This is a genomic window from Corynebacterium comes (genome assembly GCF_009734405.1).
GTDB lineage: Bacteria > Actinomycetota > Actinomycetes > Mycobacteriales > Mycobacteriaceae > Corynebacterium > Corynebacterium comes.
Window position 1 is genome coordinate 1,712,655 of the sequence record NZ_CP046453.1, and the last position, 15,383, is coordinate 1,728,037.

Below are 15,383 nucleotides of genomic sequence, written 5' to 3' on the forward strand. Positions count from 1 at the left end.
GTACACTTGAGCACCATGACCCCGTCGACAGCCTCACCGTTCCGGACACTCCTCAACATGCTCGCCCACCACAAGGGTGTTCTCACCCTGGCGATAGTCATGTCACTGGCGGGTTCCGCTCTCAGTCTGGCGCAGCCGATGGTGATCAACCGGATCATCTCCACCATCGGTGAGGGGCCGGTCGCGTGGCTGGTCTGGCTGCTCGTCGGACTTCTCCTGGTGTCCTCCGTCCTGTCGGCCCTGCGCTCCTACCTGCTGACCCGCACCGCGGAGACCGCCGTCCTGGCCACCCGCCACCGGCTCATCGCGCAGCTGCTGCGGCTGCCCGTCCCCGCGTATGACCGTCACCGCACCGGCGACCTGGTCACCCGGCTCGGCTCCGACACCACGCTCATCCGCTCCGCCTTCACCGGCGGACTCGTCGAGGCCATCGGCGGCGTAGCCACCATGATCGGCGCGATCGTCCTCATGGCGCTCGTCGACGTCCTCATGCTCGGCATCGTCCTCGGCGTCGTCGCGGTCACCCTTTTCGCGGTGGTGAGCACCTCCACCCTCATCCAGCGGTACACGAAGAAGGCGCAGGAGGCGGTCGGCGACCTGGGCGCCGGCATGGACCGGGCGCTGGTCGCCGTCCGCACCATCCGCGCGGCCGGCGCCCAGGATCAGGTCGAGGCCGGACTGCGTGCCGACGCCGACCTCGCCTGGCTCCAGGGAGTCCGCATCGCACGTGTCGCCGCCCTCATCTTCCCCGCCGCCGGGCTGGCCATGCAGGGCAGTTTCCTGCTGGTCCTCGGCATCGGTGGTGCACGTGTCGCCGCCGGCACCATCACCGTCGCCGAGCTGGTGACCTTCGTCCTCTACCTTTTCATGGTCTCCATGCCCCTGGGCTCGATCTTCGCCGCAGTGACCACCATCCGGCAGGCCATGGGTGCCATCGAACGCATCGGGCAGATCATGGAGATCGAACCCGAATCGACCGACGGCCGCACCGCCCGGGACGCCCACTCCATCTCCTTCGACAACGTCTCCTTCGCCTATGAAGGGAGGGTGACGGAATCCGGCGAGACGCCCGAGCCGCACCCCGTGCTTCTCGACGTCTCCGTGGACATCCGCGCCGGCGAGAAGACCGCCATCGTCGGCCCCTCCGGCTCCGGAAAGTCCACCATGCTGGCGTTGATCGAACGCTTCTACGACCCGACGGAAGGACGTATCCTCCTGGGGGACCAGGACATGGCAGAGCTGACGCGCTCCTCCGTCCGCAAGGTCGTGGGTTATGTCGAGCAGGAGGCGGCCGTGCTCGCCGGCACCGTCCGGGAGAATCTGACCCTGGGCGCGCCGGACACCAGCGACGAGCGCTGCTGGTGGGCCCTCGACCAGGTCAATCTGCGGGAGCGGGTGGCCGAGACCGACGGCCTGGACACCATTCTGGGCGACCGGGGACTGTCTCTGTCCGGTGGCCAACGCCAGCGCCTGGCACTGGCCCGCATGCTGCTCATGGAGACTCCGATCCTGCTGCTCGACGAACCCACCTCGGCCGTCGACTCGCAGAACGAGCAGCTCATCCTCGACGCCGTCGACGCCTCCGCGGAGGGCCGGACGCTGGTCGTCGTCGCCCACCGCCTGTCCACGGTCACCGACGCCGACCAGATCATCGTCCTCGACAACGGGCGGGTCGCCGCCACGGGCACCCACTCCGAGCTCCTGGCGACCAGCCCCCTCTATCAGAACCTGGCGTCCCGGCAGCTGCTGGGTTAGGTGCCCGGGGTCCGACGCCGGCAGGGCGTCGGCAAGCATCATGTGCACGACCCTACCCATGGGAGAACCCCGCCGCCCCGGCACGAAGCCGGGACAACGGGGTCACATAAGCGCAGGGTGTTAGCGCTTCTCCTTGATGCGGGCAGCCTTGCCGCGCAGCTCACGGAGGTAGTAGAGCTTCGCGCGACGGACGTCACCGCGACGGAGGACCTCGAGCTTGTCGATGTTCGGGGAGTGGACCGGGAAGGTACGCTCAACGCCGATACCGAAGGAGACCTTGCGGACGGTGAAGGTCTCGCGGATACCGGAGTTCTGGCGACGGATGACGACGCCCTTGAAGATCTGGATACGCTCGTTGGAACCCTCGATGACCTTGACGTGGACATCGACGGTGTCACCCGGGCGGAAGGCCGGGACATCTTCGCGCAGCTGCGCGGCATCAACCTTGTCGAGAATGTTCATGCGACATTTTCCTTTTCTCGTTCTGGACAGAGGACCCTGGCGGCTTCTCCCCTGTTGAGGCGCTCGACCGGTTCGTATCCGATACAGACAACCTGGACATTCTCCCACAGTCGGAAGGTCGCCGCAAAATCAGCTCCCCACCATCGGCCGAGGCCCCCCGATCACCTACACTGTCCCCGACCCCACGGGCGCCCGGGGCATCGGGCTGAGATCGCGTTGACGCCTGCGCGAGGACCGTAAGAACCTGTCTGGTTAGCACCAGCGTAGGAAGAGAGGCCGAACATGCGCCCCACCCCTGATCTCCGCTGTTACCTGGTCACCGGATCCGGGCCGCGGGAGCACGTCGTCGACGTCGCCCGTCGGGCCGTCGCCGGAGGTGCCCGCACCGTGCAGGTCCGCAGCAAGCCGATCTCCGCGCGCGACCTGTACGCGCTCACGGAGGAGATCGCCCGTGCCGTCGGCGACCGCGCCCATGTGCTTGTCGACGACCGCGTCGACGTCGCCCTCGCCCTGCGCCGCCGCAGCGTCCCGGTCCACGGCGTGCACGTCGGCCAGGACGACCTCAACGTCCGTGACGTGCGGGCACTGCTCGGCGACGACGCCGTCATCGGCCTGACCACCGGCACCCGCGCACTGGTCGAGGCCGCCAACGGGTTCGCCGACGTGATCGACTACATCGGCGTCGGACCCTTCCGCCCCACCCCGACCAAGGACTCCGGGCGCGAGCCGGTGGGTGCGGACGGGTACCGGGCGCTGGTGGAGCTCTCGGAGGTGCCGGTCGTCGCCATCGGGGACGTCACCGCCGATGACGCGGGCGTGCTCGCCGGCACCGGTGTCGCCGGGCTGGCCGTCGTCCGCGGACTCATGGGCGCCGCCGACCCGGCCGCCTACGCACAGCGTCTGATCAGTGGTTTCGAGCAGGGCCGCCGATGACCGGCGTCTCAGTTGTCGGTGGCGGCCTCATCGGCCTGGCCACCGCCCTGCGTCTGGCGGACCGGGGCCACGCGGTCACCCTCCTGGACCCCGCGCCCGCCTCCGGCGCCACCCACCACGCCGGTGGCATGCTCGCCCCGGCGGCGGAGGTGGTCTACCGGCAGGAGTCACTGTTTCCTCTCATGCAGCGCTCGGCGGAGCTGTACCCGGGGCTAATCCAGGCCGTCGAGAAGCACACCGACCTGCCCACCGGATACCGCACCGAGGGCACCCTCGTGGTGGCCGCGGACCGGGCGGATTCGACGCACCTGGCGGAGCTGTCGGACTACCAGTCCGCCCACGGCATGGACGTCGAAAGGCTGCCGCTGCGCCAGGCCCGGAAACTCGAGCCGAGTCTGAGCCCGCAGCTCGCGGGCGCGGTGCTCATCCCGGGCGATCACCAGGTCAACCCGCGCATGTTCGCGGCAGCGCTCCTTGACGCCCTGGCCAACCTCGGCGTGAGCATCGTCCGGGAGAAGGTGACTGAGCTGCCAGGGGACGAACAGGTGGTGCTGGCCAACGGCCTCGGCGCCGCCGCGCTCCACGAGGGACTGCAACTGCGCCCCGTCTACGGCGACATTCTGCGCCTGGGGGTTCCGGATCACCTCTCGCCGTTGATCACCCGCGTGGTGCGCGGATTCGTGGCGGACCGCCCCGTCTACCTCATCCCCCGCTCAGACGGCACCCTGGCCATCGGCGCCACCTCCCGGGAGGACGACCGCCCCGTGCCTCGCACCAGCGCGATCCACGACCTGCTGGGCGACGCCATACGCCTCGTCCCCGGCGTCGAGGAGTGCGACTTCCTCGAGGCCACCACCGGCGCCCGCCCCGGCACCCCGGACGATCTCCCCTACCTTGGGAGGGTGAGCGGGAACCTCATCATCTCGACGGGGTACTTCCGCCACGGGATCCTCCTCACCGCGCTGGCCGCGGACGCGACGCTGGCCCTCGTGGAGGGCCGTGATCCCGGAATTGACCTCGCAGCCTGCGATCCCCACCGACACCAGGAGTTCTGATGAACCTCACCGTGAACAACCAGCCCGTGGCCACCGACGCCACCACCCTCGTCGGACTGCTGGAGGAGACCCTCGGCCGGATTCCGGACGCCGGAGTGGCCGTCGCCGTCGACGGCGACGTCGTGCCCCGCTCGCAGTGGGACCTCGCACTCGTCGAAGGCCAGTCCGTCGACATTCTCACCGCAGTCCAGGGAGGCTGACACATGCTCACCATCGCCGACCGCCCCTTCGACTCCCACCTCATCATGGGTACCGGCGGCGCCACCTCGATGACCATGCTGGAGGAGTCGCTGCTGGCTTCGGGCACCGAGCTGACCACCGTCGCCATGCGCCGTCATGCCGCCCGCGCTGACGGCGGCGAGTCCGTCTTCGACATGCTGCAGCGCCTGAACATCGCGCCCCTGCCCAACACCGCCGGCTGCCGCACCGCCCGGGACGCCGTCCTCACCGCCCGGCTCGCGCGCGAGGCGCTGGGCACCAACTGGGTGAAGGTCGAGGTCATCGCCGACGAGCACACACTGCTCCCCGACGTCGTCGAGCTCATCGACGCCTGCGAGCTGCTCGTCGCCGAGGGCTTCGTCGTACTGGCCTACACCTCCGACGACCCGGTCGTGGCCAAGCGCCTCGAGGACGTCGGGTGCGCCGCCGTCATGCCGCTGGGCTCGCCCATCGGCACCGGGCTGGGCATCCTCAACCCGCACAACATCGAGCTGATCTGCTCGCGCGCGACCGTGCCCGTTCTTCTCGACGCCGGCGTGGGCACCGCCTCCGACGCAGCCCTGGCCATGGAGCTGGGTTGTTCCGGAGTGCTGCTCGCCTCCGCCGTCAACCGCTGCCAGGACCCGGTGGCCATGGCCACCGCCATGCGTCACGCCGTCGACGCCGGCCGCCTGGCCCGCTCCGCCGGGCGCATCCCCAAACGGGAGCACGCCGTCGCCTCCTCCACCTTCGAGGGGCTCGCCTCCTGGTCGGAGCAGGTGCTGTAGATGGCCCTCCCGGAACGCGAACTCCGCCGCACCGCCCGCCAGCTCGCCCTGCCCGGTTGGGGCGTGGAACAACAGGAACGCCTGCACGGTGCCCACGTGCTGGTCATCGGTGCCGGTGGCCTGGGGTGCCCGGCGATGCAGTCCCTGGCCTCCGCCGGTGTCGGCCACATCAGCGTCATCGACGACGACACCGTCGACATCACCAACATCCACCGCCAGATCCTCTTCGGTGCCTCCGACGTCGGCCGCCCCAAGGTGGAGGTCGCCGCGGAGCGCCTGCGTGAGCTGCAGCCGGACATCACCGTCACCGCACTGCGGGAGCGCCTGACCGTCGCGAACGCGGTGGCGCTGGTCGGCTCCGTTGACCTCGTCCTCGACGGCTCGGATTCCTTCACCACCAAGTACCTCGTGGCCGATGCCGCCGAGATCACCGGCACTCCGCTGGTCTGGGGTACCGTGCTGCGTTTCCGTGGCGACGTCTGCCTGTGGGCCGACGGCGTGGGCCTGCGCGACCTCTTCCCGGTCCAGCCCACGGGCGACTCGATCCCGGACTGCGCCACCGCCGGCGTCCTGGGCGCCACCACCGCGACGATCGGTGCCCTCATGGCCACCGAGACCATCAAGTTCCTCGCCGGTCTGCCCACCCGGCCGGGCAGGATGCTCAGCTACGACGCACTGACGGCGACGACCAGGAGCTTCACCGTCGTCGCCGACCCGCAGCGCCCGCGGGTCACGTCCCTGTCAGCCGACTACGCCGACGCTGTCTGCGCCGTGGGTCCCGACCCGCAGGCGCTTCTCGACGACGTCCGCCACGGCCGCGCCATCCTCCTGGACATCCGCGAACCCCACGAGAAGCTGCTCAACGACTCCCTCGCACACCTCAACCCCGTGCGTCTGCCCCTCTCGGACATCTTCGGCCCAGGCAACATCACCCGGGCGCTGGGCGACGCGGAGCGCGTGATCGTCCACTGTGCCTCCGGGGTGCGCAGCGCCGAGTTCTGCCGGAAGTACGCCGACCTGGGCTACGAGTTCATCGACCTGCCGGGTGGCATCAACGGCCTGCGCTGACCTGCGCCACCCGTCGTATCTTGTTACATAATACGACCGGCTTCTTCGGTGCGAACTGGGCTTTTAACGGATCTGCCGTCAGATTAGACGACTCCCGTCAGCGGCCCATCCCGGCACGTTTGAGGGCGTCGGCCATGGAACCCCCCGCCGGGCGTTGCTCCTGACGCGGCTGACGGGTCTTCTGTTGCCCGCCCCCGCGCTGCGGCTTCTTCGGTGCGGGAGCCCCGGGCTCGTCGTTGAGGCGCAGCGTCAGCCCGATGCGCTGGCGTTCGACGTCGACCTCCATGACCTTCACCTTGACCACTTCGCCGGAGCGGACGACCTCGCGCGGGTCGGAGACGAACTTCTCGCTCATTGCGGAGACATGGACCAGACCGTCCTGATGCACGCCGACGTCGACGAATGCGCCGAAGGCGGCGACGTTGGTGACGGTGCCCTCGAGGATCATGCCGGGCCTCAGGTGGGAGATCTTCTCCACGCCCTCCTTGAAGGTGGCGGTCCTGAACTCCGGGCGGGGGTCGCGGCCGGGTTTGTCCAGTTCGGCGATGATGTCGGTGACGGTGGGGATGCCGAAGGTGTCGTCGGCGAAGTCGGCGGGGCGCAGGCCGGAGAGCACCCGGGTGTTGCCGATCAACTCGGACACCTCGAGTCCGGTGGCCTTCGCGATGCGTGCGACGACCGGGTAGGCCTCGGGGTGCACGGCGGAGGCGTCGAGCGCTTCGGTGCCGCCCCTCACGCGCAGGAAGCCGGCGCACTGTTCGTAGGCCTTGGGGCCCAGGCGTGGCACCTTGAGCAGCGCCCTGCGGTTGGGGAAGGCGCCGTGATCGTCGCGGTGGTTGACGATGTTCTTCGCCAGGGTGCCGGTGACCCCGGCGACCCGCTCCAGCAACGGGACGGAGGCGGTGTTGAGGTCCACGCCCACGGCGTTGACGGCGGATTCGACGACGCCGTCCAGGGTGCGGGCCAGGGCAGTCTGGTTGACGTCGTGCTGGTACTGGCCGACGCCGATGGCCCTGGGGTCGATCTTCACCAGCTCTGCCAGCGGATCCTGGAGACGTCGGGCGATGGACACCGCGCCACGCAGGGAGACGTCCATGGCGGGGAACTCGGCGGCGGCGAGCTCACTGGCGGAGTAGACGGAGGCACCGGACTCGGAGACCACCACCGGGGTGGGGCGCGGCCCGCCGGCCTGAGCGATCAGGTCGGCGATCTCGGCGGCGAGCTTCTCGGTCTCCCGGGAGGCGGTGCCGTTGCCGACCGCCAGCAGGTCCACCCCGTGGGTGGCACACAACCCGGCGAGTTCCTGGCGGGCCTGCTCCCACCGGTTCTGCGGCTGGTGCGGGTAGACGATGGTGGTGGCGAGGACCTTGCCGGTGGGGTCGACGAGCGCGCACTTCACTCCGTTGCGGAAGCCCGGGTCCAGGCCCAGGGTGGCGCGCTGGCCGGCGGGGGCGGCGAGCAGGACGTCCCGGAGGTTGGTGGCGAAGACGTCGAGCGCGCCCTCCTCGGCGGTCTCCTTCAGGCGCATGCGCACGTCCAGGCCGGAGGAGACGGCGAGTTTGGTGCGCCACCCGAATCGGGCGGCGTCGGCAAGCCAGCGGGAGGCGCCGGTGTCCAGGTCGAAGCGGTCGGCGATCATGCCTTCGTAGATGGTGTCGTCGCCGGGGTCGAGGGTGAGGTGGAGGATGCCCTCGGACTCGCCACGCAGGAGGGCGAGGATGCGGTGGGAGGGCAGCCTGGTGAAGGGCTCGGAGAAGGAGAAGTAGTCCTTGAACTTCGCCCCCTCCTGCTCCTTGCCCTCGATCACGCCGGATGTCATCCGGCCGGTGCGGTACATCCTTTCGCGGACCTGGCCGACCAGGTCGGCGTCCAGGGCGAAGCGGTCGATGAGGATCGCACGTGCCCCCTCGAGCGCCTTCTTCACGTCCTCGAAGCCCTCGGTGAGGTAGGCGGCGGCGAGTGTGGCGGGGTCGGAGCCGGGGGCGTCGATGAGCGCGTCGGTGAGCGGTTCGAGACCTGCCTCGCGGGCGATGTCCGCCTTGGTGCGGCGGCGCTTCTTGAAGGGGAGGTAGAGATCCTCCAGGCGGGCCTTCGTCTCCGTGCCGAGGATGAGCGCGCGCAGGTCCTCGGTGAGCTTGCCCTGCTCCTCGATCGCGGCGAGCACCGCCTCCTTGCGCTCCTCGAGTTCGCGCAGGTAGGTGGCGCGTTCCTCGATGGTGCGCAGCTGGGTGTCGTCGAGTCCGCCGGTGGCTTCCTTGCGGTAGCGGGCGATGAACGGGACGGTGTTGCCCTCGGCGAGCAGGGCCAGGACGGTGCGGACCTGGTCTTCGCGCACCCCGAGTTCACGGGCGATGGTGGTGGAGATCATTTCGAACAGTCTACGCGCCGGCGCCGAAGGGACTACGTCTTCTTCCGGTTCTGCCGCCAGGCGCGGAAGACCATCAACGCGATGAGGCCGAGGGTGATCCACAGGATGTAGCGGTTGACCACTTCCACCACGCCGAGGACCTCGTCGCCGAACTGGTGGCCCAGCCACATCATGAGACCGTTGACCGCCAGAATGCTGAGGACATTCACCCCGAGCATCACCAGGAACCGGATCTTCAGCAGCCCGGCGACCGCGTTGACCACGGTGTTGGGCACCGGCCCGGGCAGGTATCCGGCCGGCACGAGCGCCAGTGTCCAGCCGAGGATCCCCGGTGACTCCGATTCCACCGAACGCGTGAATATCCGGTGTGCGCGGGGCATGTACTTCAGCGACATGTCGATGAACTCCATGCCCCACTTCCGGCCCATGGCCCAGTAGACGGGCATGAACTTCACCGCGCCGATCACCGAACACAGCAGATACACGATCCAGTGCCCGTTCCCCACGGACGCATTCGCCCCGGAGACGACCGCGCTGGTGTAACCGCCCACCATCAGCGAATAGGCCAAGGGGTGCAGCATGAGCCAGGCGCGCAGGGGAATGAGCACCAGCGACCAGAGGCCCATCGCGAGGAGCGCGACGAAGAGGATCTTGTCGGTCCGGTCCGGTTCCGCGAGGAACTTCGGCAGCTCCGGTTCTTCCTTCCTGGTCTCCGGCCGGGTCACGGGTGCTGCCACGCGCACGATGCGCTGATTCCCGGCTCGGTCGGGCCTTCCATGCTGGTGCCGTACCAGTAGGAGTTCGCCGGGAGCTTCTCGACGACCGCCTGCGTCGCCGCCCTCAGATCCAGCTCGCTGCGGCCGTTGATGACGACCCTGTGCAGCACCTCCACCACGGGTTGATGCCCCTCCTGCCGGGAGAACTGGGTGACGAGCATGTTGTCGGGCTCGCAGGTGAGGTCAACGATCTGACCGTGGACGGTGTCAACCTGGTAGCCGACCCCGGTCAGGGCGGCGGGCAGCTCTGCGGCGACCCGGTCCCAGTCGATGGGCCGGATCAGCAGATTCAGATCCGTGGAGATGGAGCGTTTCATGCCGCCACGCTACCCCTCCAGGAGCTTCCGGTCGACGTCGGAGAGTTCCACCGTCTCCAGCAGTTCGGGCCGTACCGCCCGCGTGCGCAGCAGCGCCTGATCGCGACGCCACCTGTCGACCTTGGCGTGGTTGCCGGAGAACAGCACCTCGGGAACGTCGAGCCCGCGCCAGTGACGCGGCTTGGTGTACGAGGGCCCCTCGAGCAGCCCGTCGGAGAAGCTGTCCTCCTCATGGCTGCGGCGGTTGCCCAGCACGCCCGGGATCAGGCGCACGATGGCCTCGGCGATCACCAGCACTGCGACCTCGCCGCCGATGAGCACGTAGTCACCGATGGAGACCTCACGCACCCGGTAGCGGTTGGCCGCGTCCTCCACCACGCGCTGGTCGATGCCCTCGTAGCGCCCGCAGGCGAAGACAATGTGGTCCTCCCCCGACCATTCCTGCGCGTCGGCCTGCGTGAAGGGTCGGCCCGCCGGGGTGGGCACGATGAGCAGGGGCAGGTCGGCGTCATCGCCGCCCCGGGTGGCCTGCCTGTCGATGTCCGCCGGCTCGTCGTGGCGGGGCTTGTCCACGTGCGGGAGCGAAGAGGTCAGGTCCCGGCCGGCGGCGGTTCCGGCGGCGACGTCATCAAGCGCAGGTCCCCAGACCCCGGGCTTCATCACCATGCCCGGACCGCCGCCGTAGGGGGTGTCGTCGACGGACTTGTGGACGTCCGTGGCCCAGTTGCGCAGGTCGTGGACGCCGACGGTGAGGATCCCCTGCTCGATGGCCTTGCCCAGCAGCGCGTGCCGCAGGGGTTCGAGGTACTCGGGGAAGATGGTGACGACGTCGAGTCTCACAGGTCCAGCAGCCCTTCCGGCGGGGTGATCACGATGGCCTCGTTGTCCAGGTCGACGATGGGCACGATGGCGTGGACGAAGGGGACGGTGACCTCGCGGCCGCCATCGAGTCTGATCTCCAGGAGGCGGTGAGCGGGTCCGCGGATGACCGAGGTGACCTCGCCGATGTCCTCCGGTTCCGGTAGGGCGCCCTCGTAGGCGCGGGCGTTGGCCTCCTCCGCCGGGACGGCGCCGACGTTGAGCACCCGCAGGCCGATGAGCTCGTGGTCGTAGAAGGCGTCATCCTCGTCATCGGACTCGAGGGGGGCGGCCATGAACCGCATCCCGCGCAGCGAGTCCGCCGCCGTGCGGTCAGGGATCTCCTCGAACTTGATCAGAAGGCGCCCCTGGTGGCCCCTCACGGTGCCGACCGTCAGCTCCTTCCGCCTGTTCCCCTGCCGTCCGTCGAGCACCTCTCCGACGGCGAAACGCAGTTCCGGTTCGTCGGTGGTCGCATCAACGACGACTTCGCCGCGGATGCCGTGCGACTTGATCACCCTGCCGATCATCAGTTCCATGGTTTCTGAGCTTATCGCTACGCTTCTTGCCATGACCAACATGACCGTGCTGTTGCTTCCCGAAGCCGCCCCCGATCCTTCCCGCCCGCGGCCTGCGGTCGCCCCGGACAGGGACATTCTGCCCGTGACCATGCTGACGGGAGAACGACATGCCTGATACCCCGCACATCAATCCCTCCGGCGCGCCCATCGCGAAGACGGTGCTCATGCCCGGCGACCCGCTGCGTGCCAAGTTCATCGCGGACACCTACCTGGAGGACGTCGTCCAGTTCAATGCGGTGCGCAACATGCTGGGCTTCACCGGCACCTGGCAGGGCCACGAGGTCTCTGTCATGGGTTCCGGCATGGGCATCCCCTCGATCTCGTTGTACGCCCACGAACTGATCCACGTGTTCGGCGCGGAGAAGCTCATCCGCGTCGGCTCCTGCGGGGCGATGCAGCCGGAACTGGACCTCTACGAGATCATCGTCGCCCAGGGCGCGTGCACCGACTCGCGTTTCCTGTCCCAGTACAACCTGCCCGGCGCCTTCGCACCGATCGCCTCGTGGAAGCTGCTCAAGGCGATCACCGACGAGGCCGCCGCGCAGCAGGTCGATGTCCACGTGGGCAACATCCTGTCCTCGGATGTCTTCTACAACGCCGATGAGACCGCGGCCGCCCGCTGGGCGGGCATGGGGGTGCTCGGCGTGGAGATGGAGTCCGCCGGCCTCTACGCCGTGGCTGCCGCCGCGGGTGTCGACGCCCTCGGCGTCTTCACCGTCTCCGACAACATCGTCACCGGTCAGGCCACCTCCGCCGCCGAACGTGAGACGTCCTTCACCCGGATGATGGAGCTTGCTCTGCCCCTGGCACGTATCTGAGCAGCTGTCTGAGCTTCGCCTCCGCCTCCGCACGGGTGGGGGCGATGGCCTCCAGGTAGCACTTGAGCTTCGGCTCGGTGCCGGAGGGCCGCACGATGATGCGGTCACCCTCAGCCGTGTAACGGATGCGCCCCGGGGTCCCCGTGAGCTCATCGAAACCGTCCAGCTGCGCCAGCGCCGACGCAGGGTCCGCCATGCGCAGCGACACCTGCGCCGTGAGGTGGTGGCCGAAACGTTCGCTTATCTGCCCGAGAAGTTCCGCCAGGTCCACCCGGGAGGCGAGCTCCGCCACCCGCAGACATGCCGTGATCCCGTCCTTGTCGCCCACGAATTCCGGGTCGGTGCAGTAACCCAGGGCCTCCTCGTAGCCGTAGATCAGGCCCGGGACCCGGGCGATCCACTTGAAACCGGTCAGGGTCGTCTCAAAGCCCAGGCCATGATAGGCGGCGATCCTGCCCAGCAGCCGGGATGAGACGATCGAGCAGGCGAGCACGCCGTCCCGGGCACGCGAGGCGATGTCCCAGCCCAGGAGCGCCCCGACGTCGTCGCCCGTGAGCTGTCGCCAGCCATCCCCTTCCGGGATCGCCACCGAGCAGCGGTCGGCGTCCGGATCCAGCGCCAGGATGAGGTCCGCCCCCACCCGGTCGGCTGTGGCACAGGCCAGATCCAGCGCACCGGGCTCCTCCGGGTTGGGGAACTTCACGGTGGGGAAGTCCGGATCCGGGCTGTGCTGCTCCGCCACTGGGGTGACCCGCCCGAAACCTGCCCGTCGCAGGGCCTCGAGGAGGACGTCGCCGCCCACTCCGTGGAGGGCGGTGACGACGACGTGCAGTGGCCTCGCGGGGGCGTCGACAAGCGACACCGCCCGGGCGAGGTACTCCTCGAGCACGTCGACCTCCTGGATGCGATCCCGGGAGCGCGGCACCTCATCCGCCCAGCCCACGGCGGCCATGGCGGTGGCGATCTCGGCGTCCACGGGCGGGATGATCTGTGTGCCGGTGTGGTCGTAGACCTTGTACCCGTTGTCCCGGGCCGGGTTGTGCGAGGCGGTGATCATGACGCCGGCGTCCGCGTCCAGGTGCTTCACGGCGAAGGCCGTGACCGGGGTCGGCAGCCCGGCCGGAAGAAGGAGAACCTCCACACCGGCTCCGGAGAGCACCTCGGCGGTCACGCGCCGGAAATCCGCGGAACGGTGACGGGCGTCGCAGCCCACGACCACGCGTTTCCCGGGCCCCGACCAGGCTGCCAGGCCGGCGGTGGCACGGGTGACAGTGGCGATGTTCATCGCCGACTCCCCTCCCCCGACCGGTCCGCGCAGACCCGCGGTGCCGAAGGTCAGCGGCCCGGCGAAGCGTTCGGCCAGCAGTGGGGAGTGTGACGCGATGAGTCCCTCCACCTCAGCACGGGTCACCGGGTCGGGGTCATGGGCCGCCCAGGAAACCGGATCCACGTCTACAGGCCCGCGAGCACGGCCGCCGAAGAGGAACAACCCAGGCGGGTCGCACCGGCGTCGATCATGGCGAGTGCGGTGGCGGTGTCGCGGATACCGCCCGAGGCCTTGATGCCCAGGCGGCCCCCGACCGCAGCGTGCATGAGCCCGACGGCGTGCACGGTGGCGCCGCCGGCCGGGTGGAAACCGGTGGAGGTCTTGACGAAGTCCGCCCCCGCCCGCTCCGCCGCCAGGCAGCACCGGGTGACCTGCTCGTCGGTGAGCACCGCCGTCTCCAGGATGACTTTGAGCAGCGAGTTCGGGATGGCGTCGCGCACCGCGCGGATGTCGGACTCCACGGCCTCGAAGTTGTTCTCCACGGCGAAGGCGAGGTTGATCACCATGTCCACCTCATCGGCCCCGGTGCTCACCGCCAGCGCGGCCTCGGCCGCCTTGATGTGGCTGTGGTGGGCGCCGGAAGGGAAGCCGCACACCGTCGCGGTCCGCACGCTCTCCGGGGTCGACACGGGCAACAGGGACGGGGACACGCACACGGAGAACACCCCGAGCCCGGCGGCCTCCTCGATCAGCGCGGCCACGTCCGCGGGCGTGGCCTCCGGCTTGAGCAGGGTGTGGTCGATGTACTTCGCCAGGTGGGCGCGTGTGAGGGTCATACCCTCCAGTTCTAGCCGATCCGGTCGTGGATGAGGGTGCGCGGCGCCGGTGGTTCGTCGCCGATCGTGACACCCGTTTCGATTACCGCGCGGGCCCGCCCGAAACGCTCCGGGGTGTCGGTGTGGAGGGTGAGCAGTTTCTGCCCCCTCACCACGCGTTCGCCGGGCAGGACATGGATCTCGACGCCCGCCGCAGCCTGCACCGGGTCCTCCTTCCTGGCCCGCCCCGCGCCCAGACGCCAGCTGCCGACGCCGAGTGCCAGGGCGTCGAGCCCCCTGAGGTGGCCGTCCCGGACTGCGGTGACGTCCTCCGTGTGCACGGCGGTGGGCAACGGCGCATCAGGATCCCCGTCCTGGGCACGGATCATGTCGCGCCAGGTGTCCATGGCTCGGCCGTCGGCGAGGGCCTCCTCCACATCCACGTCGTGCATCCCGGCCAGTGCCAGCATCTCCCGCGCCAGCACGCAGGTCAGCTCGATGACGTCCGCAGGTCCGCCGCCGGCGAGCACCTCCACGGATTCCCTCACCTCGAGTGCGTTGCCGATGGTGCGCCCCAGCGGCGTCGACATGTCCGTCAGCAGCGCGCGGGTGCGCACTCCGGCGTCTGTCCCCAGGTCCACCATCGTGCGGGCCAGTTCCCGTGCGGAGTCAAGGTCCGTCATGAACGCGCCGGTGCCCACCTTCACGTCCAGCACCAGCGCCTGCGTGCCCTCGGCGATCTTCTTGCTCATGATCGAGCTGGCGATCAGCGGGATCGAATCGACCGTGCCCGTGACGTCACGCAGCGCATAGAGCTTCCTGTCCGCAGGCGCGAGGTCCTCCCCCGCCGCCGCGACCACCGCGCCGGTGTCCCGCAGGATCTCCCGCATCCGGGCCGGGCTGAGCTCGGCATACCAGCCCGGAATGGATTCGAGTTTGTCCAACGTCCCGCCCGTGTGCCCCAGCCCGCGCCCCGAGAGCTGCGGTACCGCCACCCCGAAAGACGCCACCAGCGGTCCCAGGGGCAGCGTGATCTTGTCGCCGACCCCGCCGGTGGAGTGCTTGTCCGTCGTTGGTTTCCCCAGTTCAGACCAGTCCATTGTCCGCCCGGAACGGATCATGGCACCCGTCCAGTCCGCGATCTCCCGGCGATTCATCCCGCGCAGGAAGATCGCCATCGCCAGGGCGGCCATCTGCTCCTCACCCACCTGTCCGCGTGTGTAGGCGTCCAGCGCCCAGTCGATCGCGGTGCCGTCCAGTTCGCCGCCGTCACGCTTGGTGCGGATGATGTCGACCATGTCTAAAGTCATAGATCCCATCCTAA

17 protein-coding genes are annotated in these 15,383 nt (G+C 69.2%); 8 read left to right on the forward strand and 9 right to left on the reverse strand.

From position 1 onward, the window contains the following. Nucleotides 1-15: 15 nt before the first annotated feature. Entirely contained in the window at nucleotides 16-1,755 is a 1,740-nt protein-coding gene (locus CETAM_RS08265) for an ABC transporter ATP-binding protein (protein WP_231587408.1), read from the forward strand. A 120-nt stretch (nucleotides 1,756-1,875) separates the two neighbouring features. On the opposite strand, the gene rplS is transcribed toward CETAM_RS08265, so the two are convergent. Next, nucleotides 1,876-2,217 (reverse strand): 50S ribosomal protein L19, encoded by a 342-nt coding sequence (rplS, locus tag CETAM_RS08270; protein WP_156228416.1) that lies wholly within the window; start codon nucleotides 2,215-2,217, stop codon nucleotides 1,876-1,878. Between the two features lie 282 nt (nucleotides 2,218-2,499). Here rplS and CETAM_RS08275 point away from each other — a divergent pair, with 282 nt between their 5' ends. The 5 genes from CETAM_RS08275 to CETAM_RS08295 are packed head-to-tail and all read left to right on the forward strand — an operon-like array spanning nucleotide 2,500 to nucleotide 6,259. Next, nucleotides 2,500-3,150, forward strand: coding sequence for a thiamine phosphate synthase (locus tag CETAM_RS08275; protein WP_156228417.1), 651 nt, complete (start codon nucleotides 2,500-2,502; stop codon nucleotides 3,148-3,150). Continuing rightward, on the forward strand, nucleotides 3,147-4,205 hold the full coding sequence (thiO, locus tag CETAM_RS08280; RefSeq protein ID WP_156228418.1) for a glycine oxidase ThiO: 1,059 nt from the start codon (nucleotides 3,147-3,149) through the stop codon (nucleotides 4,203-4,205). Before CETAM_RS08275 ends, thiO begins: the two co-directional genes overlap by 4 nt. After that, nucleotides 4,205-4,405: a sulfur carrier protein ThiS gene (gene thiS, locus CETAM_RS08285; protein ID WP_156228419.1), complete on the forward strand. Its 201-nt coding sequence runs from the start codon at nucleotides 4,205-4,207 to the stop codon at nucleotides 4,403-4,405. The genes thiO and thiS overlap by 1 nt, the downstream gene beginning before the upstream one ends. Nucleotides 4,406-4,408: 3 nt before the next feature. Beyond that, nucleotides 4,409-5,191, forward strand: coding sequence for a thiazole synthase (locus tag CETAM_RS08290; RefSeq protein WP_156228420.1), 783 nt, complete (start codon nucleotides 4,409-4,411; stop codon nucleotides 5,189-5,191). After that, a complete protein-coding gene (locus tag CETAM_RS08295) occupies nucleotides 5,192-6,259 on the forward strand; it encodes a ThiF family adenylyltransferase (protein WP_156228421.1) in 1,068 nt (355 codons plus the stop codon). A 97-nt stretch (nucleotides 6,260-6,356) separates the two neighbouring features. Here CETAM_RS08295 and CETAM_RS08300 read toward each other — a convergent pair whose 3' ends face one another. From CETAM_RS08300 to rimM, 5 genes are read right to left on the reverse strand one after another with little or no spacing between them, the layout of a single operon-like run. Beyond that, a complete protein-coding gene (locus CETAM_RS08300; protein ID WP_156228422.1) occupies nucleotides 6,357-8,627 on the reverse strand; it encodes a Tex family protein in 2,271 nt (756 codons plus the stop codon). A gap of 32 nt (nucleotides 8,628-8,659) precedes the next feature. Next, nucleotides 8,660-9,364 (reverse strand): DedA family protein, encoded by a 705-nt coding sequence (locus CETAM_RS08305; RefSeq protein WP_156228423.1) that lies wholly within the window; start codon nucleotides 9,362-9,364, stop codon nucleotides 8,660-8,662. Beyond that, nucleotides 9,349-9,720, reverse strand: coding sequence for a hypothetical protein (locus CETAM_RS08310; RefSeq protein ID WP_156228424.1), 372 nt, complete (start codon nucleotides 9,718-9,720; stop codon nucleotides 9,349-9,351). Before CETAM_RS08310 ends, CETAM_RS08305 begins: the two co-directional genes overlap by 16 nt. Before the next feature lie 9 nt (nucleotides 9,721-9,729). Beyond that, nucleotides 9,730-10,560: a tRNA (guanosine(37)-N1)-methyltransferase TrmD gene (gene trmD / locus CETAM_RS08315; protein ID WP_156228425.1), complete on the reverse strand. Its 831-nt coding sequence runs from the start codon at nucleotides 10,558-10,560 to the stop codon at nucleotides 9,730-9,732. Next, a complete protein-coding gene (rimM, locus tag CETAM_RS08320) occupies nucleotides 10,557-11,117 on the reverse strand; it encodes a ribosome maturation factor RimM (RefSeq protein ID WP_156228426.1) in 561 nt (186 codons plus the stop codon). The genes trmD and rimM overlap by 4 nt, the downstream gene beginning before the upstream one ends. A 31-nt stretch (nucleotides 11,118-11,148) precedes the next feature. On the opposite strand from rimM, the gene CETAM_RS13935 reads away from it, so the two are divergent. Next, nucleotides 11,149-11,274, forward strand: coding sequence for a hypothetical protein (locus tag CETAM_RS13935; RefSeq protein WP_269076372.1), 126 nt, complete (start codon nucleotides 11,149-11,151; stop codon nucleotides 11,272-11,274). Continuing rightward, nucleotides 11,267-11,977, forward strand: coding sequence for a purine-nucleoside phosphorylase (deoD, locus tag CETAM_RS08325; RefSeq protein ID WP_156228427.1), 711 nt, complete (start codon nucleotides 11,267-11,269; stop codon nucleotides 11,975-11,977). The genes CETAM_RS13935 and deoD overlap by 8 nt, the downstream gene beginning before the upstream one ends. Here deoD and CETAM_RS08330 read toward each other — a convergent pair. The 3 genes from CETAM_RS08330 to CETAM_RS08340 are packed head-to-tail and all read right to left on the reverse strand — an operon-like array spanning nucleotide 11,934 to nucleotide 15,369. Further along, nucleotides 11,934-13,427 carry a phospho-sugar mutase gene (locus CETAM_RS08330; RefSeq protein ID WP_156228428.1) on the reverse strand — a complete coding sequence of 498 codons (1,494 nt, stop codon included), beginning with the start codon at nucleotides 13,425-13,427 and terminating at the stop codon, nucleotides 11,934-11,936. The two genes, deoD and CETAM_RS08330, sit on opposite strands and share 44 nt — an antisense overlap. Nucleotides 13,428-13,429: 2 nt before the next feature. Continuing rightward, the gene (gene deoC, locus CETAM_RS08335) at nucleotides 13,430-14,080 is read right to left on the reverse strand and encodes a deoxyribose-phosphate aldolase (RefSeq protein ID WP_156228429.1); all 651 of its coding nucleotides are present in this window, start codon (nucleotides 14,078-14,080) and stop codon (nucleotides 13,430-13,432) included. A gap of 11 nt (nucleotides 14,081-14,091) precedes the next feature. Next, on the reverse strand, nucleotides 14,092-15,369 hold the full coding sequence (locus CETAM_RS08340; protein ID WP_156228430.1) for a thymidine phosphorylase: 1,278 nt from the start codon (nucleotides 15,367-15,369) through the stop codon (nucleotides 14,092-14,094). Nucleotides 15,370-15,383 lie beyond the last annotated feature (14 nt).